The sequence below is a fragment of the Jannaschia seohaensis genome, assembly GCF_900116765.1.
In the GTDB taxonomy this organism is placed as follows: domain Bacteria; phylum Pseudomonadota; class Alphaproteobacteria; order Rhodobacterales; family Rhodobacteraceae; genus Jannaschia; species Jannaschia seohaensis.
In genome coordinates, this window is sequence record NZ_UETC01000005.1 from 214,790 (window position 1) to 233,629 (window position 18,840).

The 18,840-nt window shown below is 67.6% G+C and carries 28 protein-coding genes; 16 read left to right on the plus strand and 12 right to left on the minus strand.

What is annotated here, in order from left to right; translation table 11 throughout:
- Positions 1 to 42 precede the first annotated feature (42 nt).
- The 7 genes from argB to DTQ71_RS12960 all read right to left on the minus strand — a co-directional run bounded on the left by argB (position 43) and on the right by DTQ71_RS12960 (position 6,918).
- Entirely contained in the window at positions 43 to 909 is an 867-nt protein-coding gene (gene argB, locus DTQ71_RS12930) for an acetylglutamate kinase (RefSeq protein WP_245947490.1), read from the minus strand.
- A gap of 20 nt (positions 910 to 929) precedes the next feature.
- Positions 930 to 1,514 (minus strand): exonuclease domain-containing protein, encoded by a 585-nt coding sequence (locus DTQ71_RS12935; protein ID WP_245947492.1) that lies wholly within the window; start codon positions 1,512 to 1,514, stop codon positions 930 to 932.
- A 71-nt stretch (positions 1,515 to 1,585) separates the two neighbouring features.
- Entirely contained in the window at positions 1,586 to 2,236 is a 651-nt protein-coding gene (gene yihA, locus DTQ71_RS12940; protein WP_109564707.1) for a ribosome biogenesis GTP-binding protein YihA/YsxC, read from the minus strand.
- Entirely contained in the window at positions 2,233 to 2,844 is a 612-nt protein-coding gene (locus DTQ71_RS24635; protein WP_407066406.1) for a CatB-related O-acetyltransferase, read from the minus strand. Before DTQ71_RS24635 ends, yihA begins: the two co-directional genes overlap by 4 nt.
- 26 nt (positions 2,845 to 2,870) lie before the next feature.
- Complete coding sequence (locus DTQ71_RS12950; protein ID WP_109564709.1) at positions 2,871 to 3,602, minus strand: MOSC domain-containing protein; 732 nt, start codon at positions 3,600 to 3,602, stop codon at positions 2,871 to 2,873.
- Positions 3,599 to 5,632 carry a membrane protein insertase YidC gene (gene yidC / locus DTQ71_RS12955; RefSeq protein ID WP_109564710.1) on the minus strand — a complete coding sequence of 678 codons (2,034 nt, stop codon included), beginning with the start codon at positions 5,630 to 5,632 and terminating at the stop codon, positions 3,599 to 3,601. Before yidC ends, DTQ71_RS12950 begins: the two co-directional genes overlap by 4 nt.
- A 92-nt stretch (positions 5,633 to 5,724) precedes the next feature.
- Positions 5,725 to 6,918, minus strand: a complete 1,194-nt coding sequence (locus tag DTQ71_RS12960; RefSeq protein ID WP_109564711.1) for a class I SAM-dependent methyltransferase — start codon at positions 6,916 to 6,918, stop codon at positions 5,725 to 5,727.
- Between the two features lie 148 nt (positions 6,919 to 7,066).
- Between DTQ71_RS12960 and DTQ71_RS12965 the strand changes: the two genes are divergently transcribed.
- From DTQ71_RS12965 to rpmD, 14 genes are all read left to right on the plus strand, one after another.
- Positions 7,067 to 7,687 carry a TIGR02466 family protein gene (locus DTQ71_RS12965; protein ID WP_109564712.1) on the plus strand — a complete coding sequence of 207 codons (621 nt, stop codon included), beginning with the start codon at positions 7,067 to 7,069 and terminating at the stop codon, positions 7,685 to 7,687.
- A 61-nt stretch (positions 7,688 to 7,748) separates the two neighbouring features.
- A complete protein-coding gene (locus DTQ71_RS12970) occupies positions 7,749 to 8,009 on the plus strand; it encodes a transcriptional regulator/antitoxin MazE (RefSeq protein ID WP_109564822.1) in 261 nt (86 codons plus the stop codon).
- Between the two features lie 78 nt (positions 8,010 to 8,087).
- Positions 8,088 to 8,822, plus strand: coding sequence for a TIR domain-containing protein (locus DTQ71_RS12975; protein WP_211317136.1), 735 nt, complete (start codon positions 8,088 to 8,090; stop codon positions 8,820 to 8,822).
- A gap of 119 nt (positions 8,823 to 8,941) precedes the next feature.
- Positions 8,942 to 9,148, plus strand: a complete 207-nt coding sequence (gene rpmC / locus DTQ71_RS12980; protein ID WP_109564713.1) for a 50S ribosomal protein L29 — start codon at positions 8,942 to 8,944, stop codon at positions 9,146 to 9,148.
- A 1-nt stretch (position 9,149) separates the two neighbouring features.
- The gene (gene rpsQ / locus DTQ71_RS12985; protein ID WP_109564714.1) at positions 9,150 to 9,380 is read left to right on the plus strand and encodes a 30S ribosomal protein S17; all 231 of its coding nucleotides are present in this window, start codon (positions 9,150 to 9,152) and stop codon (positions 9,378 to 9,380) included.
- Between the two features lie 75 nt (positions 9,381 to 9,455).
- Positions 9,456 to 9,824, plus strand: a complete 369-nt coding sequence (gene rplN, locus DTQ71_RS12990; RefSeq protein ID WP_109564715.1) for a 50S ribosomal protein L14 — start codon at positions 9,456 to 9,458, stop codon at positions 9,822 to 9,824.
- A complete protein-coding gene (gene rplX, locus DTQ71_RS12995) occupies positions 9,824 to 10,129 on the plus strand; it encodes a 50S ribosomal protein L24 (RefSeq protein ID WP_109564716.1) in 306 nt (101 codons plus the stop codon). Before rplN ends, rplX begins: the two co-directional genes overlap by 1 nt.
- Positions 10,129 to 10,692 (plus strand): 50S ribosomal protein L5, encoded by a 564-nt coding sequence (gene rplE, locus DTQ71_RS13000; protein WP_109564717.1) that lies wholly within the window; start codon positions 10,129 to 10,131, stop codon positions 10,690 to 10,692. Before rplX ends, rplE begins: the two co-directional genes overlap by 1 nt.
- A gap of 12 nt (positions 10,693 to 10,704) precedes the next feature.
- Positions 10,705 to 11,010 (plus strand): 30S ribosomal protein S14, encoded by a 306-nt coding sequence (gene rpsN, locus DTQ71_RS13005; RefSeq protein ID WP_109564718.1) that lies wholly within the window; start codon positions 10,705 to 10,707, stop codon positions 11,008 to 11,010.
- A 13-nt stretch (positions 11,011 to 11,023) separates the two neighbouring features.
- Entirely contained in the window at positions 11,024 to 11,416 is a 393-nt protein-coding gene (rpsH, locus tag DTQ71_RS13010; RefSeq protein ID WP_109564719.1) for a 30S ribosomal protein S8, read from the plus strand.
- 10 nt (positions 11,417 to 11,426) lie between these two features.
- Positions 11,427 to 11,960: a 50S ribosomal protein L6 gene (rplF, locus tag DTQ71_RS13015; RefSeq protein WP_109564720.1), complete on the plus strand. Its 534-nt coding sequence runs from the start codon at positions 11,427 to 11,429 to the stop codon at positions 11,958 to 11,960.
- Positions 11,961 to 11,971: 11 nt separating this feature from the next.
- Positions 11,972 to 12,331: a 50S ribosomal protein L18 gene (rplR, locus tag DTQ71_RS13020; protein WP_109564721.1), complete on the plus strand. Its 360-nt coding sequence runs from the start codon at positions 11,972 to 11,974 to the stop codon at positions 12,329 to 12,331.
- Between the two features lie 166 nt (positions 12,332 to 12,497).
- The gene (gene rpsE / locus DTQ71_RS13025; RefSeq protein ID WP_109564722.1) at positions 12,498 to 13,079 is read left to right on the plus strand and encodes a 30S ribosomal protein S5; all 582 of its coding nucleotides are present in this window, start codon (positions 12,498 to 12,500) and stop codon (positions 13,077 to 13,079) included.
- A 3-nt stretch (positions 13,080 to 13,082) separates the two neighbouring features.
- Positions 13,083 to 13,271 (plus strand): 50S ribosomal protein L30, encoded by a 189-nt coding sequence (gene rpmD, locus DTQ71_RS13030; protein ID WP_109564723.1) that lies wholly within the window; start codon positions 13,083 to 13,085, stop codon positions 13,269 to 13,271.
- Positions 13,272 to 13,829: 558 nt separating this feature from the next.
- Here the strand turns inward: rpmD and DTQ71_RS13035 are convergent.
- Genes DTQ71_RS13035 through DTQ71_RS13055 form a run of 5 tightly spaced genes read right to left on the minus strand, consistent with a single transcriptional unit; the run spans position 13,830 to position 17,523 of the window.
- Positions 13,830 to 14,774, minus strand: coding sequence for a 1-phosphofructokinase family hexose kinase (locus DTQ71_RS13035; RefSeq protein ID WP_109564724.1), 945 nt, complete (start codon positions 14,772 to 14,774; stop codon positions 13,830 to 13,832).
- Positions 14,771 to 15,478: a vWA domain-containing protein gene (locus DTQ71_RS13040; protein ID WP_245947493.1), complete on the minus strand. Its 708-nt coding sequence runs from the start codon at positions 15,476 to 15,478 to the stop codon at positions 14,771 to 14,773. Before DTQ71_RS13040 ends, DTQ71_RS13035 begins: the two co-directional genes overlap by 4 nt.
- A complete protein-coding gene (locus DTQ71_RS13045; protein WP_245947495.1) occupies positions 15,475 to 16,161 on the minus strand; it encodes a vWA domain-containing protein in 687 nt (228 codons plus the stop codon). The genes DTQ71_RS13040 and DTQ71_RS13045 overlap by 4 nt, the downstream gene beginning before the upstream one ends.
- A complete protein-coding gene (locus DTQ71_RS13050) occupies positions 16,158 to 16,832 on the minus strand; it encodes a vWA domain-containing protein (protein WP_245947497.1) in 675 nt (224 codons plus the stop codon). The genes DTQ71_RS13045 and DTQ71_RS13050 overlap by 4 nt, the downstream gene beginning before the upstream one ends.
- 4 nt (positions 16,833 to 16,836) lie before the next feature.
- Positions 16,837 to 17,523 carry a vWA domain-containing protein gene (locus tag DTQ71_RS13055; RefSeq protein ID WP_245947499.1) on the minus strand — a complete coding sequence of 229 codons (687 nt, stop codon included), beginning with the start codon at positions 17,521 to 17,523 and terminating at the stop codon, positions 16,837 to 16,839.
- A gap of 57 nt (positions 17,524 to 17,580) precedes the next feature.
- On the opposite strand from DTQ71_RS13055, the gene DTQ71_RS13060 reads away from it, so the two are divergent.
- Positions 17,581 to 18,222 (plus strand): 2-hydroxychromene-2-carboxylate isomerase, encoded by a 642-nt coding sequence (locus DTQ71_RS13060; protein ID WP_109564725.1) that lies wholly within the window; start codon positions 17,581 to 17,583, stop codon positions 18,220 to 18,222.
- Positions 18,223 to 18,343: 121 nt separating this feature from the next.
- A complete protein-coding gene (rplO, locus tag DTQ71_RS13065) occupies positions 18,344 to 18,808 on the plus strand; it encodes a 50S ribosomal protein L15 (RefSeq protein ID WP_109564726.1) in 465 nt (154 codons plus the stop codon).
- Positions 18,809 to 18,840 lie beyond the last annotated feature (32 nt).

The window sequence follows — 18,840 nt, forward strand, 5'->3', positions numbered from 1 at the left end:
CCCCCCGAGGTATTTTAGGCAAGATGAGGCGGAGGGGCGGGCTCAGGCCTGCCGGATGAGGGAGCCCGCGCCGTGGCTGGTGAAGAGTTCCAGCAGCACTGCGTTCGGGACCCGGCCGTCGAGGATGACCACGGCGCGGACCCCGGCCGCCAAGGCGTCGAGCGCGGTTTGGGTCTTGGGGATCATGCCGCCGGCGATGGTGCCGTCTTCGGTCATCGCGCGGACCTGGGCGGCGGAGAGTTCGGTCACCACTTCGCCGCTCGCGTCCTTGACGCCTGTTACATCGGTCAGCAGCAGCAGGCGGTCGGCCTTGAGCGCACCCGCGATGGCGCCCGCGGCCGTGTCGCCGTTGATATTGTAGGTCTCGTCGTTCTCGCCGGTGCCGATGGGCGCGATCACGGGGATCATCTCGTCACGGAAGAGCGAGTGCAGCAGGCGTGGATCGACCTCGGACGGGGCGCCGACGAAGCCCAGTTCCGGGTCGTCGGCGACGCAGGTGATCATGTCGGCATCTTTGCCCGTGAGGCCCACGGCCCGGCCGCCTGCGGTGTTGAGCGCCTGCACGATCCGCTTGTTGATCTCGCCGGCCAGCACCATCTCGACCACCTGCATGGTGGCCGCGTCGGTCACCCGCTTGCCGCGCACGAAGGTGGACTGCACGCCCAGCCGCTCCAGCATGGCGTTGATCATCGGGCCGCCGCCATGGACGATGACCGGGTTGATCCCCACCGTCCGCATCAGCACCACGTCGCGCGCGAAGCTGGCCATCCCCTCGTCGGAGCCCATCGCGTGGCCACCCAGCTTGATGACGACCGTCGCGTCGTCATAGCGGCGCAGATAGGGCAGCGCCTCGTTCAGGGTGCGGGCGATGGCGGCGTTGTCGCGGTTCATGTCGTCTCTGGCTCTCATGGGTCCCTCCGAGGGAGTGCCTAGACGGTCGCGGCGGCGGAGGCCAGCGACGGAAAGCGGGGACCGGCGAAGTCGAGCCCGGTCGCGGCCTCGGCCCGCAAGACGATTTCAGCGGCGGCGCGGGCGTCCTCCTCCCCGTCATGGTGGCGGAAGGTCAGGCCCAGATGGCGCTTGAGGGAGGCGAGGCCGTGGCCGGTGCCGTGGGGGCGCCGGAGCTCCGGCCAGGCGCGGCGGGCGACGCGGACGCTGTCGCGCCAGGTCCAGGCGGGCGGGGGCAGGTCGCTGGCGGCGCAGGCCTGGCCTATGGCGGAGCGGTCGAAGGTGGAGTGCTGGAAGACGAGATGCCCGCCGACGATGGCGTCGAGCAGGGGCAGGATGTCCGCAAAGCGGGGCGCGCCCCGCACCGTCTCGGCGGTGATCCCGTGCACGAAGGCGCAGGACCAGTCGCTTTGGCCTGGATCGACATAGGTGGACCAGGTGGCCGTCGTGCCGTCCGCGCGCGCTCCCGCGATGCCGATCTGGCAGATGGAGCCGCGGCGGCGGTCCGCTGTCTCGACATCGAGTGCGAGGAAGCGGAAGGGGCCGGGCAAGGGAGAACGAAGCATGACCGTGCGTAGCATCCCCGCCGCGGCGGCGGAAGTGGGCGCGGGGGCGGCGCGGCGCCGTCTGCGATCGCTCAGGCGATCTCGGCGATGACAGAGCGGAGCGTCGGGATGCCCCAGCCCTTCTCGCTGCTGGTGACGATCAGCTCGGGGAAGGCGGCGGGGTGTTTGGCCAGCGTCGCGCGGGTGCGGTCGAGGACCTTCTCGCGCTCGGCCTCCTTCACCTTGTCCGCCTTGGTCAGCACCGCCTGGAAGGTGACGGCGGAGGCGTCGAGCAGGGACATGATCTCTTCGTCGACATCCTTCGGCCCGTGGCGGGCGTCGATCAGGACGAAGGCGCGGCGGAGCGAAGGCCGCCCGGCGAGATAGGCCTTGAGCAGGGCCTGCCATTTGGCGACCTCCTTAACCGGGGCATTGGCGAACCCGTAGCCTGGCAGGTCCACCAGGTAATGGCTGTCGGCGAGGGTGAAGAAGTTGATCTCCTGGGTGCGGCCGGGCGTGTTCGAGGCGCGGGCGAGGGCCTTTCGCCCGGTCAGCGCGTTGATCAGGGTCGACTTGCCGACATTGGAGCGACCGGCGAAGCAGACCTCGACCCGGTCGGCCGGGGGCATGCCGGACATTGCGACGACGCCCTTCAGGAACTCGCCCCCGGTGGCGAAGAGCTTGCGCCCGCGCTCCTCCGATTCGGGGCTGGGGGCGTCGGCGACGGGGAACGGCAAGGTCATGTCGCGGACTCCAGCGCGGTAAGATCGGCGCCACGGATGGCGTCGAGGTTTCGGGTGATCTTCGCCGCGTCCCAGTCCCACCAGGCGATGGACAGGAGGCGGGTGACCGTGGCGTCGTCGAACCGCGTCCTGACCACGCGCGCGGGATTGCCCGCGACAATGGCATAGGGCGGCACGTCCCGGGTGACGACGGACATGGCCGCCACGATGGCGCCTGCGCCGATGGTCACGCCGGGCATGATCGTCGCGTGGTCGCCGATCCAGACATCGGGGCCGATCACCGTGTCGCCCTTGTGGGTGGCGGTCCAGCTGGCGGGATCAAAGCCCTCCTCCCAGCCATGGCCGAAGATGTTGAACGGGAAGGTGGAGAACCCGTCCATCGCGTGGGTGCCGCCATTCATGAAGATGCGCACGCCATGGGCGAGGGCGCAGAACGGCCCGATGGTCAGGTGATCGCCGAAGAAGTCGAAATGGTGCAGCACGTTGCGGTCGAAGAAGTCGCGCGTCTCGTCGCGGTCGTCGTAATAGGCATAGGCGCCCACGGTGACGTTGGCGCGGCCCTCGGCCAGGGGGCGCAGGAAGACCGTGCCGGCATAGGTCGGCGCCATCGGGGTCAGGGTATCGGGATCCGGGCCTACCATTCGAGCCGGTCCCCCAGGGCGATCTCGCCGCCTTCGACGACGGTCAGGCCGATGCTGAAATCGCGATGGCCCACCTCGTCGAGGACCGAGAGTACATCCGCATCGCGGCGGCCGGTTTCGGGGTTCGCCTCGGTCGAGCGGCACCGCTCGATTCGGTCGAACGCCTCCAGCACGGCCCCGCCGAGGCGCAGACGCTTGCCGATCAGGTCGAACTCCTCCCACGGCGCGAGGCCGTCGATCCAGAGGTTGCAGCGCCAGCGGTGGATCGAGAGGGGGCGGCCGAGGCGCCCCTCGACCACGCGATGGCTGGCGAGGTTGCCCAGCGTGATCGAGGGGTCGGCGGTATCGGTCATGCCCCGGGACGCGGGCGCGCGGACCAGGCGAACGGGCGCGGCGCGGCCCTCGGGGACCAATGGGGCGAGCCAATCGATCAGCGCGGGCCCCTCCGTCTCCGGGTCGAAGGTCAGGGGCGGGCGCTCCGGGTGGGTCAGCCGGAGGCGGTCGCCCTCCCATCCGGCCTCGATGGCCATCAGGGCCGGGGTCGTGGCGACACGCAGGAAATTGGCGCAGCGGGCCCATTCGCCGTCGACGGCTTTCGACGCGTCATGGGCCACGGCCCAGAGCCGGTCGCCCGGCAGGGTCTGCCCGGCGTTCAGCGCGACCCGGGCCACCTGTTCCCGTCCGACGGACTTGATCGGGTGGCGCCAGATCGCGCTCAGGGTCATCGCCGCTTTTTCCGGGATTTGCGGCTTTTCGAGCCGGAGCGCGGCTTGGTCGTGTCCCCCCCCACAGTGGAGGGCTCCGACGCGTCATCGGGCGCGTCGGGCGAGTTCGCGGGGGCTTCGGCGGCCTCGTTCGCGGGGGCGTCGGCCTTGGCCTCGGTCGGTTTTGCCGGCTTCTTGTCCTTACCCGTGCCGGCTTCGGCGGCGGGCTTCTTGGTGAAGGACGACTTGATGTTGCCGAAGAGGTCGGGCTTCGAGCCGTGGGAGCGCATGATCGCGTATTGCTGCACGAAGGTGATCGTGTTGTTCGCGATCCAGTAGACGATCAGGCCGGAGGCGAAGCCGCCCAGCATGAACATGAACACCCAGGGCAGCCAGGCGAAGATCATCGCCTGGGTCGGGTCGGTGGGGGCCGGGTTCAGCTTCTGTTGAAGCCACATGGAGATGCCCAGCAGGATCGGCAGGATGCCGATGAAGATCAGCGCCAGGATCGAGTTCGGGTCCGGCGCCGCGAAGGGCAGCAGGCCGAACAGGTTCATGATCGAGGTCGGGTCGGGCGCGGACAGGTCCTGGAAGGGGCCGAAGAACGGCGCGTGGCGCAGCTCCAGGGTGACGAAGATCACCTTGTAGAGCGAGAAGAAGATCGGGATCTGGAGCAGGATCGGTAGGCAGCCCGCGGCGGGGTTCACCTTGTTGACCTTGTAGAGCTCCATCATGCCCTGCTGGAGCTTCTGGCGGTCGTCGCCCGCCTTCTCCTTGAGCTTCTCCATCTCGGGCTGGAGTTCCTTCATCCGCGCCATCGAGACGTAGGATTTGTAGGCCAGCGGCAGAAGGATCGCCTTGATGCAGAGGGTCAGCACGATGATCGCGATGCCCATATTGCCGATCATCGCGTTCAGCCAGTGAAGCCCGGCGAAGATCGGCTTGGTCAGGAAATAGAACCAGCCCCAGTCGATCGAGTCGATGAAGCCCGCGACCGGCTGGGTCTCGTCGTTCTGATATTCGCGGATGGTCGCCCATTCCTTGGCCCCCGCGAAGAGCCGGCTCTCGGACACATGGCTCTCGCCCGCGGCGACCTCGCGGATCGGCAGACGGGTCTCGGTCTGGTAGATGTCTGCCGTGTCGACATATTTGACGACCTCGGTGAAGCGCATGCCCGCCGACGGGATCAGCGTCGTCATCCAGTATTTGTCGGTGAAGCCGATCCAGCCATCCTCGGAGGCTTCGGTCATCTGCACCATCCCGCCCTCTGCCGCGATGCGGTCCAGGTCGGTCATGTCGTCGTAGTTGATCTCCATCAGCTCCCCGTCGGAGCGGGCGACGACGCCTTCGTGCAGAATGAAAAAGTTGACCGTATCGGGTTCGCCATGGCGGGCGACCAGGCCGTAGGGGGCCAGCCGCACCGGCGCGCCGGTGTCGTTTCGCACGCCCTGGCTGACGGTGAACATATAGTCGGCGTCCACCGCGATGGTCTTGGTGAAGGTCAGGCCGCTGCCATTGTCCCAAGTCAGCGTCACCGGCGTCTCGTGGGTCAGCACGGCGCCTTCGGGCGCGGTCCATTCGGTGTTGGCCGTGGGCACGTCCTCGAAGCCCAGAGACCCGCCCGGGATCCAGCCATGCAGCGCGTAATAGGCGTCCGGTCCGCCGGCCGGGTTGAGCAGCGTGACGATCGGCGAGTCGTCGTCAATCGTCTCGCGGTAATCCAGCAGCGAGATGTCGTCGATTCGCCCGCCATTGAGCGAGATCGAGCCCGTCAGGCGCGGCGTCTCAACCGGGATGCGTGGGGCGGAGGCCAGCGCGGCGGCCCGGCTCTCGGCCGGGGTGACTGCGACGGATCCGGGCGCGGCAGTGGCACCGGGGGCCATCGGCGGCGTGATCGCGCCGCCCTCGGCATCGAGCACGAGCCCCTCGCCCGCCGCCAGATCGGCTTCGGTCGGCGCGGGCGGTTCCGGTGGGAAGAGGACGAACCAGATCAGCAGGACCACCGCAGAGAGAACGGTGGCGAGGATGAGGTTCTTGTTCTGCTCGTCCATGAGACCTGTCCGGGGCATGTCGGGAATTCCGCGCCGTTCAACAGATGGCGCGCCGGAAGGTCAAGGCGAAACCCGAGCCTCGGCGCGGGAGGTCACCGCCGCAGCACGCTGGAATAGTGTAGCAGGCCCCAGGGGAGGAAGGCGCGCTCCACCTCCGCCCAGACCGGGCCGAATTCCAGCACGCCCAGCCGGGCGCGCCCGGCGATCTCGCGCAGGCTCCGGCGGCCGTCGATCTGTGCGAGCACCGGAGCGGTGGCGCGGGGCAGGGTGAGGCTGACCGTCTCGCCCTCGATCCGGACCGGCAGGGGGCGGCCCTTGGCCACCACCTGCGCCAGCTTGGCGGGGGGCGCGCCGAAATGCGGGATCGCCGCGAGGGAGCGGCCGGTCGCCGGTTCCCGCGCCGCGCCATGGGGGGCGACATAGGCGACATGGACCTTGATCGTGCCGCGCAGCTTTTCGGCCACGGCCATGGCGGTTTCGGGCGGCAGCTCGTGGGGTGTGCCTGTCAGGCGCTCGGGATCATAGAGCCCGGGCTGGCAGAAGGAGACCAGATCCCAGCCCGTCCGTTTCAGAACCGCCAGCAGGTCGGCCACATCATAGGCGCGGTCCTGCCCATGCAGCAGCAGGTCGTAGAAGCCGGCATCGCTGGCGCGGTGATCGACGAGGCGGGGATTGGTCTTGAACGGGTGGCCGTCGGGCAGGCGGTCGAGCCAAGCGCGCGCCTTTGCCAGCCGCTCTTCGGGCGGGAGGCCGTCGAGCAGCGCGCCGAACGCCTCCTGCAAGGGGTAGACGCCGGAGCGGCCGTAAGGCGCGTAGACCATCATGCCCATCCCGCCCTCGGGCGCGCAGGCCCGCGCCAGCGCGGCGAAGCCCGCATCGGGCTCCGGCAGGTGATGCAGCACGCCGCAGCAGTCGATATAGTCGAAGGTGCCGAAATCGGGCGCATCCAGCAGGGAAGCGGTGTGGAAGGTCACGCCGCCCAGCCCCCGCGCGGCGATCCGCGCCTCGGCCACCTCGCGGGCTTTAGCGGAGAGGTCGAGATAGGTGATCTCGTAGGGCCGCCCAGCATCGGTCAGCATTTGCGCCAGCTGCACCGTCCCGTCGCCGGAGCCCCCGCCCGCGACCAGCACCCGCAGCGGCTGCGTCCAGTCCCGGCGTCCGCCCCAGAGGAAATGGTCCATCTCCGCGGGCCGGGACGGAGAGCCGACCACCAGGCGCTTGGCCTCCTCCGCGGGATCCCGGGCGGGGTAGGGATAGGCGTCGTATTGCTCGGTGACGGTGACCATGGGCGCTCCATTTCGGCCGGCGTCGGTCGCCGGCCGCGCCCGGTCTAGCCCGGAGGCGCGCCGATGGCACCCCTTCCCCGCGGCCGCAGGGGGGCGGCGGGGTTAACCCCGCCCTACACATGGCCGCGCGGACGACGTAGGAGGGGGCATGGCCGATATTCGTTCCCTCTTCGTCACCCGTCTCTACCGCGCCGCCCAGTCGGAGCATGGACCTGCCGTGGACTATGACGAACTCGCCGCGACCTGCCTCTCCGTGGCCGAGGACGACGAGGCCGGACAGGACTGGTGCGAGGCGAACGGCTATGCGGGCTATACCTCCTACGCATCGCTGACGGACCTGCCCTGGCGGATGCCGATCTTCGCCGACCTGGTGCGGTCGCTGGATGGCCATGTCGCCGCCTTCGCCGAGGATTTGGCGCTGGATCTCGACGGGCGGGCGCTGGTGCTGGAGGACATCTGGATCAACGTGCTGCCCGAGGGCGGCTTTCATACCAGCCATATCCACCCGCATTCGGTGATTTCGGGGACGACCTATGTGTCGATGCCCGAGGGGACGAGCGCGCTGAAGTTGGAAGACCCGCGGCTGCCCTTCATGATGGCCGCGCCGGTGCGCAAGCGGGACGCGCCGGAGGAGCTGCGGACCTATCATTCGGTCGCGCCCGCCGTGGGGGACGTGCTGCTATGGGAGAGCTTCGTGCGGCATGAGGTGCCGATGAACATGGCCGAAGAGCCGCGCGTGTCGGTGAGCTTCAACTACAAGTGGACGTGAGGGACGTACGGACGTAGTTCCACTCGCGTGAAGATCGACACACCGGAATTCCGCCATGCCCATGCGTGACAAGATCCGGAAGGTCGGGGACTCGTCGGTCGTGACGCTGACGGCGGAGCTGCTGGCGTTGCTCGACGCCAAAGATGGCGACATGCCCTATGTTATGCACGCCGACGATGGGAAGTTGAATATAGAGCTTTATCACCCGGAGGTCGCCGCAACTCTGGAAGCCGCTGAGATCGTGATGGGTCAGAACAGGACGCGCGCCGAGCGTTCGCGGGAATTAGCCTGCGTCGTACCCTGTCCAAGCCGTCTGGACTAAGCTAGACGTCGACCCTAAATAAATTCAATATTTTAGTAGGATGAGCGGATTATAAAACATAACGGGTCGCTCCAAGACTTGCAGCAGATAGTCCAGGGCTGCGGTTACAGTGTCACCGAAGTGAAAGACAATGGCGCAGGGCACCAAGTTCGGACCGCTGACGGGGCGATTATCAACTGGTACCCGTCCACCGGTAAGGTTCAAGTGCAAGGAAAGGCCAGCGCGAAAGCCCAGTTTGAGCAGGCTTGGGCAGACTACACGGGAAATGGGCCGGTGGAGCTGGTCGCAACTTCCAGGCAGCCAATGCCAGAAAGCCCGGAGAACCCAGCGAACGCCAATAAAAGGGTCTTCGTCGTTCATGGTCACGATAATACCGCTCGCGAGCAGCTTGAACTTGTCCTCCATAAGCTCGGCCTCGACCCTTTCGTCCTTGCGAACTCGGGAGGAGGCGGGCTTACGATTATCGAAGCTCTTGAGAAGGAAATTGGGCCAAACGAGGGCAATGCGCGATCTGGCATAGTTCTGATGACGCCTGATGACATCGGGTACGCGAAAGCACACGGCGAAATCGAAGCGCAACCGCGAGCGCGCCAAAACGTGGTGTTAGAAATGGGGATGCTGATCGCAGCAGTTGGACGTGGCAACGTAGCGATACTCAAGAAGGGGCACCTGGAAGTCCCTTCGGACGCTCAGGGCATTCTGTACGTTCCCTTCAACGAGCACGTTAAGGGGGCCGTACCGAAACTTGCTGACCGATTGCGGGCAGCGGGATTCGTGCTCAATCCTGCGAACATCACGAAAGCAAGTTCGTAAGTCCTACCGCCCCCTTGCCAACTCGGCCCGACTCGTCTATGCGGCGCGCTCTACCCACTCCACCGGGCTTTGGGTCACCCCTCGCGGGGCCCTCCGGTGATGTTGAAAGGATCCAGGCGATGAACGCCACCGAGCTCCGGGGCAAGACCCCCGACGAGCTGCGCGAGCAGCTGACCCAACTCAAGAAGGAGGCCTTCAACCTCCGCTTCCAGCAGGCCACCAACCAGCTGGAGAACACTGCGCGGATGCGTGCCGTTCGCCGCGACGTGGCGCGCGTGAACACCATCCTCAACGAGAAGGCCGCGGACGCGGCGCAGGAGGCCTGAGATGCCGAAGCGTATCCTCCAGGGCGTCGTCACCTCGGACCAGAACGCCCAGACCGTCACCGTTTCCGTCGAGCGGCGCTTCAAGCACCCGCTGCTGCAGAAGACCGTGCGGAAGTCCAAGAAATACCGCGCGCATGACGAGCACGACCAGTTCAAGGTCGGCGACACCGTGCGCATCCAGGAATGTGCGCCCAAGTCCAAGACCAAGCGCTGGGAGGTGATCGCCCAATAAAGGGCGGCCACCCACCACATTCGAAACCCTGGGGACAAGGCCACGCATCGGCCCCCCAAAGGTCGGGAGAAACCAATGATCCAGATGCAGACCAACCTGGATGTTGCTGATAATAGCGGCGCGCGCCGCGTTCAGTGCATCAAGGTCTTGGGCGGGTCCAAGCGGAAATATGCCTCCGTCGGCGACATCATCGTGGTGTCGGTGAAGGAAGCCATTCCGCGCGGACGCGTCAAGAAAGGCGACGTGCGCAAGGCCGTCGTCGTGCGCACCGCCAAAGAGGTGTTCCGCGAGGACGGGACCGCGATCCGCTTCGACAGGAACGCCGCCGTCATCCTCAACAACAACAACGAGCCGGTCGGCACCCGTATCTTCGGGCCGGTGGTTCGTGAGCTGCGCGCGAAGAACTTCATGAAGATCATCTCGCTCGCTCCGGAGGTGCTGTGATGGCTGCCAAACTCCGCAAAGGTGACAAGGTCGTCGTGCTTGCCGGTAAGGACAAGGGCAAGACCGGCGAGATCGAGAGCGTCGATCCCAAGGCCGGCCGCGCCGTCGTCGGCGGGATCAACATGGCGATCCGCCACACCCGCCAGTCGCAGGCCAGCCAGGGCGGCCGCCTGCCCAAGGCGCTGCCGATCGACCTGTCGAACCTCGCCATCGTCGATGCCAACGGCAAGGCCTCCCGCGTCGGCTTCCGCATGGAAGACGGCAAGAAGGTCCGATTCGCCAAGACCACGGGAGACGTGATCTGATGCTCGATACCGAAAATTACGTCCCGCGCCTCCGCACCAAGTTCGACGCCGAGATCAAGGCGGCGATGAAGGAGGAGTTCGGGTACTCCAACGACATGATGATCCCGCGGCTCGACAAGATCGTGCTCAACATCGGCGCGGGCGCCGAGGCTGTGCGCGACTCGAAGAAGGCCAAGTCGGCTCAGGACGATCTGACCGCCATCGCCGGTCAAAAGGCCGTCGTGACCAAGGCGAAGAAGTCGATCGCCGGCTTCCGCGTCCGCGAAGGCATGCCGCTGGGCGCCAAGGTGACCCTGCGCGGGGCCCGGATGTATGAATTCCTGGACCGTCTGATCACCATTGCGCTGCCCCGCGTCCGCGACTTCCGCGGTGTGAATGGCAAGAGCTTCGACGGCCGTGGCAACTACGCCATGGGCCTCAAGGAGCACATCGTCTTCCCCGAGATCAACTTCGACAAGGTCGACGAAGTCTGGGGCATGGACATCATCATCTGCACCACCGCGCAGACCGATGCCGAGGCGAAAGCGCTGCTCAAGCATTTCAACATGCCGTTCAATTCGTGAGGACCTGAATCAATGGCAAAAGAATCCATGATCCAGCGCCAGAAGAAGCGTGAGCGGCTGGTCAAGCAATATGCCGGAAAGCGCGCCGCGCTGAAGGAGACGATCCGCGACGAGTCGAAGCCGATGGAGGAGCGCTTCAAGGCGACCCTGAAGCTGGCCGAGCTGCCCCGCAACTCGAGCGCGACCCGTCTCAACAACCGCTGCCAGCTGACGGGGCGCCCGCGCGCCTACTACCGTAAGCTGAAGCTCAGCCGCATCATGCTGCGCGAACTGGCCAGCCAGGGGAAAATCCCCGGCATGGTGAAGTCGAGCTGGTGAGGGAGGAGTTAAGATGAACGATCCCATCGGCGATATGCTGACCCGCATTCGCAACGCGCAGCTGCGCGGCAAGTCCACCGTAACCACGCCGGCCTCCAAGCTGCGTGCCCGGGTGCTCGACGTCCTCGCGGACGAGGGCTACATCCGCGGCTACGAGCAGTCGACCGACCGTCAGGGCCACCCGACGATCGAGATCTCCCTCAAGTATTACGAGGGCGTCCCGGTCATCCGTGAGCTCAAGCGCGTCTCCAAGCCCGGCCGCCGTGTCTATCTCGGCGTCGATAACGTGCCTTCGGTCCGTCAGGGCCTGGGCGTCGCGATCGTCTCGACGTCCAAGGGCGTCATGTCCGATGCCTCGGCCCGCTCCGCCAATGTCGGCGGAGAGGTCCTGTGCACCGTCTTCTGAGGAGGATCTGATGTCTCGTATCGGAAAGAAGCCCGTCGAGCTGCCCTCCGGCGTGGAGGCCTCGGTCTCCGGCCAGACGGTCACGATCAAGGGCCCCAAGGGCACGCGCGAATTCCGCGCGACCGACGATGTCACGCTCGCGGTCGAGGACAATGCCGTCACGGTCACGCCGCGCGGCAAGTCCAAGCGCGCCCGCCAGCAATGGGGCATGTCCCGCACGCAGGTGGCGAACCTCGTGACCGGCGTGACCCAGGGCTTCAAGAAGGAGCTCGAGATCACCGGCGTCGGCTACCGCGCGCAGATGCAGGGCAACACCCTGAAGCTGGCGCTCGGCTACAGCCATGACGTCAACTTCGAGGTGCCCGAGGGCGTGACAGTCACGGCCCCGAAGCAGACCGAAGTCGTGATCGAAGGCATCGACCAGCAGCTGGTCGGCCAGGTCGCCGCCAATATCCGCGAGTGGCGCGCGCCGGAGCCCTATAAGGGCAAGGGCATTCGCTACAAGGGCGAGTATATCTTCCGCAAGGAAGGCAAGAAGAAGTAAGGACCGGACAGATGGCAAACAGCAAACGCGACCTGTTCCTCAAGCGCCGCCTGCGCGTCCGGAACAAGCTCCGCAAGATGGCCGCCGGGCGCCCGCGCTTGTCGGTCCACCGCTCGAACAAGAACATCTCGGTGCAACTCATCGACGACGTGCAGGGCCGGACGCTGGCCTCCGCCTCGACGATGGAGAAGGACCTGGGGCTGGTCGGCAAGAACAACATCGAAGCGGCGACCAAGGTCGGCGCGTTGATCGCCGAGCGCGCCAAGTCGGCCGGTATCGAGAACGTCTATTTCGATCGGGGCGGCTTCCTCTTTCACGGGAAGGTGAAGGCGCTCGCCGATGCCGCCCGCGAAGGCGGTCTGAAGTTCTGAAGCCAGAGGCGGGGAAACCCCCGCCCTACGGCGAAAGGATAGGGTAGGGCGGGGTTTGACCCCGCCCCGCCCTTTGCAGGCGGTACGGCCGCCTCGATGATCCGGGCCGCACGGCACTGGGATCGGCACGAACCGGGCGCAGGCCCGAACGCAAAGGAGACGCCGCATGGCGAGAGACGACAACAGAGGGCGCGGCCGCGGCCGTGACCGCGACGAGACCCCGGAATTCGCCGACCGCCTGGTGGCGATCAACCGCGTGTCGAAGACGGTGAAGGGCGGCAAGCGCTTCGGCTTCGCGGCGCTCGTGGTCGTGGGCGACCAGAAGGGCCGCGTGGGCTTCGGCAAGGGCAAGGCCAAGGAGGTCCCCGAGGCCATCCGCAAGGCCACCGAGCAGGCCAAGCGCCAGATGATCCGCGTGCCGCTGCGCGACGGCCGCACGCTGCACCACGACATGCACGGCCGCCACGGCGCTGGCCGCGTCGTGATGCGCACCGCGCCGGAGGGCACCGGGATCATCGCCGGTGGTCCGATGCGCGCCGTGTTCGAGATGCTGGGCGTCAAGGACGTGGTGTCGAAATCCATCGGCTCGCAGAACCCCTACAACATGATCCGCGCAACCCTGGACGGCCTCACGAAGGAGCAGTCGCCCCGCTCCGTCGCGCAGCGCCGTGGCAAGAAGGTTGCGGATATCCTGCCCAAGCGCGACGAGGCTCCGGCCGAATCGTCGCAGGTCGCCGAGGAGGCCTGATCCATGGCTAAGACGATTGTCGTGAAGCAGATCGGCAGCCCGATCCGTCGCCCCGCCATCCAGCGCCAGACGCTGATCGGTCTCGGGCTCAACAAGATGCACCGCACCCGCGAGTTGGAGGACACCCCCTCGATCCGCGGAATGGTCGCCAAGATCCCGCACCTCGTGGAGATCGTGGAAGAGCGCGGCTGAAGGCCCGGTAGGGCGGGGATATCCCCGCCTTACGACATTGCGCCCCGGTCGGTGACGGCCGGGGCGTTTTTTTTTGGCTGGATCGGTCTGAGCAGTGGCGTCCGAACTCGAAAATTCCTTCCATGCCAGCTGCTCCAACGGCCTTGTCGTCGCAGGTCTCCGGGTGCTCCAGGCCCATTCGAACGTCGCGTGACGAGGCAGCCTCAAGAGCGTGGGAGACAAATCCCCCGCAAGCCTGTGCGGCCTCGGCGATGCACTCCTCGCGTGACTCCGCACGGCTTTGTTCGTCGCGGCGCAAGAGTATCCCAATCCGTGCGGAGATGGCGTCGCGGCTCTCCAAGACTTCAATGCGATTGTCGATCGGCGGGTCTGTCGGCGTCAGTGCTCTGTAGGTTTTCTCGGACCCAGACCCTGGAGCACCGCTGTGAGGGGCGCCCAGCTCCAAATGCTCAATTCGCAGGAGGAGTGATGTCGCGCCTCCTACCGACGGCGTTCCATCCTGGTCCGAACTGTCTCTCAGAGGCAGGGGCCACCTCTGCGGTGACAGGGTTGCTCACGTCACAGCGCGATCCGCTCCACTTGCTTGAAGAACCGCTCGACATCCTCCCGTTGACAGAGCGTCGTGCCTTCCTCCTGCACCGCCGAGGCCGCCGCGGCCGTGCCCCAGCAGCAGGCCGTGACCGGGTCCTCCCCACGTGACAGCGCCAGAGCGAAGGCCCCGACGAAGCTGTCCCCCGCGCCGATCTTCGAATGCGGGATCACCAACGGGGGGCGGGTCAGGCCGACCCAGTCCTCGGTGGCGATCACGTTTCCGGAAGCCTCGGCGGCGACGATCACGATCTCGGCCGCGCCGTCCGCGCGCAACTTCCGCGCCAGATCCGCATGGTCCGAGAGCTGCCGCAAGCGTTGGCCCGTCAGCTCCTCCGCCTCCACCGTATCCATGCGGAGCGCGTAAAGGCCGGAGCGCGCCTGCGCGGCATGGCTCAGCGCCGCGCCGGAGGTGTCGAGGATCATACGCGCACCGCGCTCCGCCAGCGCGGGGGCCAAGTCGGGGAAGAAGGTTGGGGGCAGGCCGGGCGGCAGGGAGCCGGAGGGGATCACCAGCGCGCCTGGGGAGGCGGCGGCCAGGATCGCGGCGCGGGCGGCCTCGGCGTCGTGCTCGGTCCAGGCATGGCCGGGCAGCATGAAGCGGTATTGCAGCCCCGTGGCCGCATCGCGGACGGAGATCGACTGACGGGTCGGGTATGCGACGCCCAGCGATTCGGGCGTCAGCCCCTCCGCCTCGATCAGGTTGACCAGTTCCTGCCCGGTCGGCCCCCCCTGGGCCACGAGAGCGCGGCTGGTCCCGCCCAGATTGTGGATGGCGCGGCTGATATTCACGCCGCCCCCGCCAGGATGCACCAGCGGCGGCGCGCAGCGCAGCTTGCGGTCGGGGATCACGACGGGCGCCTCGGTCGAGAGGTCCAGCGCCGGGTTCGCGGTAACGGTGATAATCTCGGTCATAGGGCAGGAATGCGGGCCGAGGGCGCAGGGTGCAAGCCTCCGATCACGGGGCAGCCGAGTGTCGCTTGCAGCGCGTCGGCCAGTTCGTCGACCGTGTCGGTCGTGGCATAGACCCCGCCGGTGCGATCGGCCAGGCAGCGGGCGGCGATCTCTGCGCCATCCTCCGGGGTCCGGCGGTTCAGGAGAGCGGAGAAGGGGTCCGACTCGACCTTGAACCCCAGAACGTGGATCGTGAGGTCCGCCGAGTCGGGCGCCATCTGCTCGATCAGGGCGCAGGGCGCGCCGCCGCAGCTTTCATTGCCGTCGGTCACCAGCACGATGACGGCCGGATCGCTGCGCCAGGAGAGGGCCGCTGCCGCCAGCGCCACCGCATTGGTCAGCGGGGTCAGGCCGCCGGGGCGGAGCGCGTCGAGTTCTGCCGCCATCCGCGCGGCGGCGCGGGGCTGGGGCGCGAAGCGCAGCCGGCTGCCGTTGCAATCGGCGTCCCGACCATAGGTCACGAGGCCGATGCGGCGCAGATCCTCGACCTGCGGCATGACGCGGGCCATCGCGGCGCGGGCTTCGTCGATGCGCAGGCCGTGGCGGCCGTCGAAGCTCTGGGCTGTCATGGAGGCGGAGGCGTCGAAGACGATCATCGTGTCCGCCGTGCAGGCGGCCATCGCCGGATGGGCGATCAGCGCCGAGAGGGCGAGCGCGCGGATCACTCCTCCAGCCGTCCGACGACTAGGCAGCCGAGCGTGGCTTGCAGGGCCTCGACCAGCTCGTCCACGGTCTCGGTCGATAGGAACAGCCCCCCGGTGCGGTCGGCGAAGCATTTGGCGACGGTATCGCCGCCGAACTCCTGCTGCTCGGGATTGTCCCAGGCGAAGAAGTCGCGGGTCGCGCGGAAGCCGATGACATGGATCGTCAGGTCCGCCGCCACATTCACCATCCGGCGCGACGTGGCGCAGGGGGTGCCGCCGCAGGTCTCGTTGCCGTCCGTCACCAGCACGATGATGGCGGGGCGGCTGCGGTAGTCCATCGCCTCGGCGGCGGTCTCGACGGCGACAGCGAGCGGGGTGAGACCCGCCGGGTTGAGCGTGTCGATGGCCTCGATCACCGGCGCGGCCGCGTTCTCGACGGGGGTGAAGCGCAGGCGGATGCCCTCGCAGCTATTCTCTGGGCCAGGGCCGTAGGTCAGCAAGCCGATGCGGCGATAGGGCTCGACCAGGGGCATGGCGATGCGGATTGCCTCTTGCGCCTCGACCAGCCGCGAGACATCGCCGGTCTCCAGCGACACCTCGGCCATGGAGGCGGAGCCGTCGAAGACGAGCATCGCATCGGTCGAGCAGGCGACGGACTGCGTGGCCAGCGCCGTCGACAGCAGAGTGGCGAGCGCCGCCCTCACGACGTCGGCTCGCAGCCGAGGACCGCGCGCAGGGCGGCGATCAGTTCGGACGTTGTGTCGGTCAGGGTGTAGCTGCCGCCCGTCGCCTCGGCCATGCAACGCGCCTCGACCTCGCCTTTGGGCAGGATGCCGTAAAGCCCGGTGCCCGAGGTCGCGATATCGCCCACCACCTTGAAGCCCAGCACATGGATCGTGAGGTCGGCGGCGGCGGCCTGCATCCGGCCGATCCGGTCGCAGGGACGGCCGCCGCATGTGTCGTTGCCATCCGTGACCAGGACCACGGTGGCCGGGCGGCTGCGGTAGTCCAGCACCTCGGCCGCCCGCTCCACCGACTCGGCCAGGGGGGTCAGACCCTGGGGCGTCATCTCGGCGAGCGCGGTCAGGATCGGCACGGCCGCCAGATCGCGCGGGCCGAAATGCAGCGCGATCCCCTCGCAGGAGCCGCCCAGCCCATAGGTGACGAGGCCGATGCGGCGGTGATGCTCGACCTCCGGCAGGACGCGGGCCATGGCGGCGCGCGCCTCCTCGATGCGAGGGGTCTGGTTCTGAACGAAGCCCGACCCGGCCATGGAGCCGGAGCCGTCGAAGACCAGCATCGCGTCGCTGCGGCAGGCGGCCTGCGCCGGGCCCGCCAGCGCCGCGATCAGGGCCAGAGGCAGGGCCGCGCGCACCGGGCTAACCCAGCCGTCCCAGCACGAGACAGCCCAGCGTCATCTGCAAGGCGCGCACCAGCTCCGCCTCGGAGCGGGTGGCGGCGAAAACGCCGTCGGTGCGGTCGGCGAAGCATTTCGCGGTGCTGTCGCGGGCGAAGCGGGGCGTCGTCGGATCCTGCCAGGAAAAGATCCGCCCCTCGCCGCGAAATCCGATCACGTGGATCGTCAGGTCTTCGGCGTCATTTGCCAGCCGCGCGGCCACGTCGCAGGCGCGCCCGCCGCAGGTCTCGTCCCCGTCGGTGACGACGACGATGATGGCGGGCTCCGTCCGGTAATCGAGCAGTTCGGCCGCGACCTGGATCGCCGCTGAGATCGGCGTCTTGCCTTCGGGCGCCAGCGCGGCGATCTCGGCGATGGTGGCGCCGGCGGCCATCGGTTTGGGCGGGAACTTGATGTCGATGCCCGAGCAGCCGGAGCCGCCGCCGGGGCCGTAGGTCATCAGACCGATGCGGCGGAAGCGCTCCACTTGCGGCATCACGCGCTCCACCGCGGCGCGGGCCTCGACGATGCGGGTCGGGATGCCGGGGTCTTCGCTGATCCGGGCCATGGAGGCGGAGCCGTCGAAGACCAGCATCGCGTCGGTCGCGCAGCTGGCCTGCGCCACCGGAGCGGTGGCGAGGGACGCAGACAGGAGCAAGGCGAGGCGCATCTTGACGATTGTGCGTGTCGGCTGGCTCCTTTCAAGGGCCAAGGCTAGGCTCACGATATGGTGATCATCGACTACGTTTATTCGGCGCATTCCGCCTATGCCTGGCTCGGCTCTGGCCATCTGATGGACATCTGCCGGCGTCATGGCGCCACGCTGGTCCATCGGCCCATCCCGCTGTCGCCGGTGGTGGAGGCGCAGGGGAGCCTGCCGTTCCGGTCGCGCACGCAGGCCCATGTCGATTATTTCTTCGGGCGGGAGATCGAGCGATGGGCGGAATGGCGCGGGGTGGAGGTCGTCCCGTTCCGGCCCACGCATCACGATGCGGATTACAGCCTCGCCAGCGGCATGATCCTGGCGCTGGGGGACCGCGGGCCGCAGGTGGACGCGATGTCGCATGCGCTGCTGGGCGCGCATTGGCGCGACGATGCGGACCTGTCCGACCGGGCGGTGCTGTCGCGGGTGGCGGAGGGCCTGGGGCACGATGCCGCGGCTCTGCTTGCGCGGGCGGCGGCGCCTGAGATCGCCGCGCGCTTCTCGGCCAATGGGGACTGGGCCATCGCGCGCGGCGTGATGGGCTCGCCCACCTATATCGTGGGCGGTGACGCCTTTTACGGGCAGGACCGGCTGGAGATGGTGGAGCGGGCGCTGACCCGCCCCTTTGCGCCGACGCGGTGGCGCAACCCGGCCGTGGACGGCTGACGCTTGCACCGGGGACGCGTGCGGTGTAGGGCCGCGCGGTGGCCCGGCATGGGCCGGGAATCGTAAGCCGCGTGCGCCCCACATTCGCTTCGGGGGCGTCTCCGGCAGAAGGAGAAGCGACATGAAACTCAACGACCTGCGCGACAATCCAGGCGCGACGCACAAGCCCAAGCGGGTGGGCCGCGGCCCCGGCTCGGGCCTCGGCAAGACCGGCGGGCGCGGCATCAAGGGTCAGAAATCCCGCTCCGGCGTGGCCATCAAGGGCTACGAGGGCGGCCAGATGCCGATCTATCAGCGTCTGCCCAAGCGCGGCTTCAACAAGCCCAACCGCAAGTCCTATGCCGTCGTGAACCTGGGCAAGATCCAGCAGTTCATCGACGCGGGCAAGCTGGGCGGCGAGATCACCGAGACGGAGCTGGTCGATAGCGGCCTGGTGCGCCGTAAGCTCGACGGCATCCGCCTGCTCGGCAAGGGCGAGATCACGTCGGCTGCCAAGATCACCGTCACCGGCGCGTCCAAGGGCGCCATCGAGGCGGTCGAGAAGGCGGGCGGTTCGGTCACGGTCACGGCGGCCGCCGCAGAGTGAGCGGTTGTGGGCGGGCGCGCACCCGCCTACAT

Bases quoted from the DNA above. Each gene is read 5' to 3' on its own strand.
- argB (WP_245947490.1), bottom strand. From the start codon at position 909: ATGAGAGCCAGAGACGACATGAACCGCGACAACGCCGCCATCGCCCGC.
- DTQ71_RS12935 (WP_245947492.1), bottom strand. From the start codon at position 1,514: ATGCTTCGTTCTCCCTTGCCCGGCCCCTTCCGCTTCCTCGCACTCGAT.
- yihA (WP_109564707.1), bottom strand. From the start codon at position 2,236: ATGACCTTGCCGTTCCCCGTCGCCGACGCCCCCAGCCCCGAATCGGAG.
- DTQ71_RS24635 (WP_407066406.1), bottom strand. From the start codon at position 2,844: ATGGCGCCGACCTATGCCGGCACGGTCTTCCTGCGCCCCCTGGCCGAG.
- DTQ71_RS12950 (WP_109564709.1), bottom strand. From the start codon at position 3,602: ATGACCCTGAGCGCGATCTGGCGCCACCCGATCAAGTCCGTCGGACGG.
- yidC (WP_109564710.1), bottom strand. From the start codon at position 5,632: ATGGACGAGCAGAACAAGAACCTCATCCTCGCCACCGTTCTCTCTGCG.
- DTQ71_RS12960 (WP_109564711.1), bottom strand. From the start codon at position 6,918: ATGGTCACCGTCACCGAGCAATACGACGCCTATCCCTACCCCGCCCGG.
- DTQ71_RS12965 (WP_109564712.1), top strand. From the start codon at position 7,067: ATGGCCGATATTCGTTCCCTCTTCGTCACCCGTCTCTACCGCGCCGCC.
- DTQ71_RS12970 (WP_109564822.1), top strand. From the start codon at position 7,749: ATGCGTGACAAGATCCGGAAGGTCGGGGACTCGTCGGTCGTGACGCTG.
- rpmC (WP_109564713.1), top strand. From the start codon at position 8,942: ATGAACGCCACCGAGCTCCGGGGCAAGACCCCCGACGAGCTGCGCGAG.
- rpsQ (WP_109564714.1), top strand. From the start codon at position 9,150: ATGCCGAAGCGTATCCTCCAGGGCGTCGTCACCTCGGACCAGAACGCC.
- rplN (WP_109564715.1), top strand. From the start codon at position 9,456: ATGATCCAGATGCAGACCAACCTGGATGTTGCTGATAATAGCGGCGCG.
- rplX (WP_109564716.1), top strand. From the start codon at position 9,824: ATGGCTGCCAAACTCCGCAAAGGTGACAAGGTCGTCGTGCTTGCCGGT.
- rplE (WP_109564717.1), top strand. From the start codon at position 10,129: ATGCTCGATACCGAAAATTACGTCCCGCGCCTCCGCACCAAGTTCGAC.
- rpsN (WP_109564718.1), top strand. From the start codon at position 10,705: ATGGCAAAAGAATCCATGATCCAGCGCCAGAAGAAGCGTGAGCGGCTG.
- rpsH (WP_109564719.1), top strand. From the start codon at position 11,024: ATGAACGATCCCATCGGCGATATGCTGACCCGCATTCGCAACGCGCAG.
- rplF (WP_109564720.1), top strand. From the start codon at position 11,427: ATGTCTCGTATCGGAAAGAAGCCCGTCGAGCTGCCCTCCGGCGTGGAG.
- rplR (WP_109564721.1), top strand. From the start codon at position 11,972: ATGGCAAACAGCAAACGCGACCTGTTCCTCAAGCGCCGCCTGCGCGTC.
- rpsE (WP_109564722.1), top strand. From the start codon at position 12,498: ATGGCGAGAGACGACAACAGAGGGCGCGGCCGCGGCCGTGACCGCGAC.
- rpmD (WP_109564723.1), top strand. From the start codon at position 13,083: ATGGCTAAGACGATTGTCGTGAAGCAGATCGGCAGCCCGATCCGTCGC.
- DTQ71_RS13035 (WP_109564724.1), bottom strand. From the start codon at position 14,774: ATGACCGAGATTATCACCGTTACCGCGAACCCGGCGCTGGACCTCTCG.
- DTQ71_RS13055 (WP_245947499.1), bottom strand. From the start codon at position 17,523: ATGCGCCTCGCCTTGCTCCTGTCTGCGTCCCTCGCCACCGCTCCGGTG.
- DTQ71_RS13060 (WP_109564725.1), top strand. From the start codon at position 17,581: ATGGTGATCATCGACTACGTTTATTCGGCGCATTCCGCCTATGCCTGG.
- rplO (WP_109564726.1), top strand. From the start codon at position 18,344: ATGAAACTCAACGACCTGCGCGACAATCCAGGCGCGACGCACAAGCCC.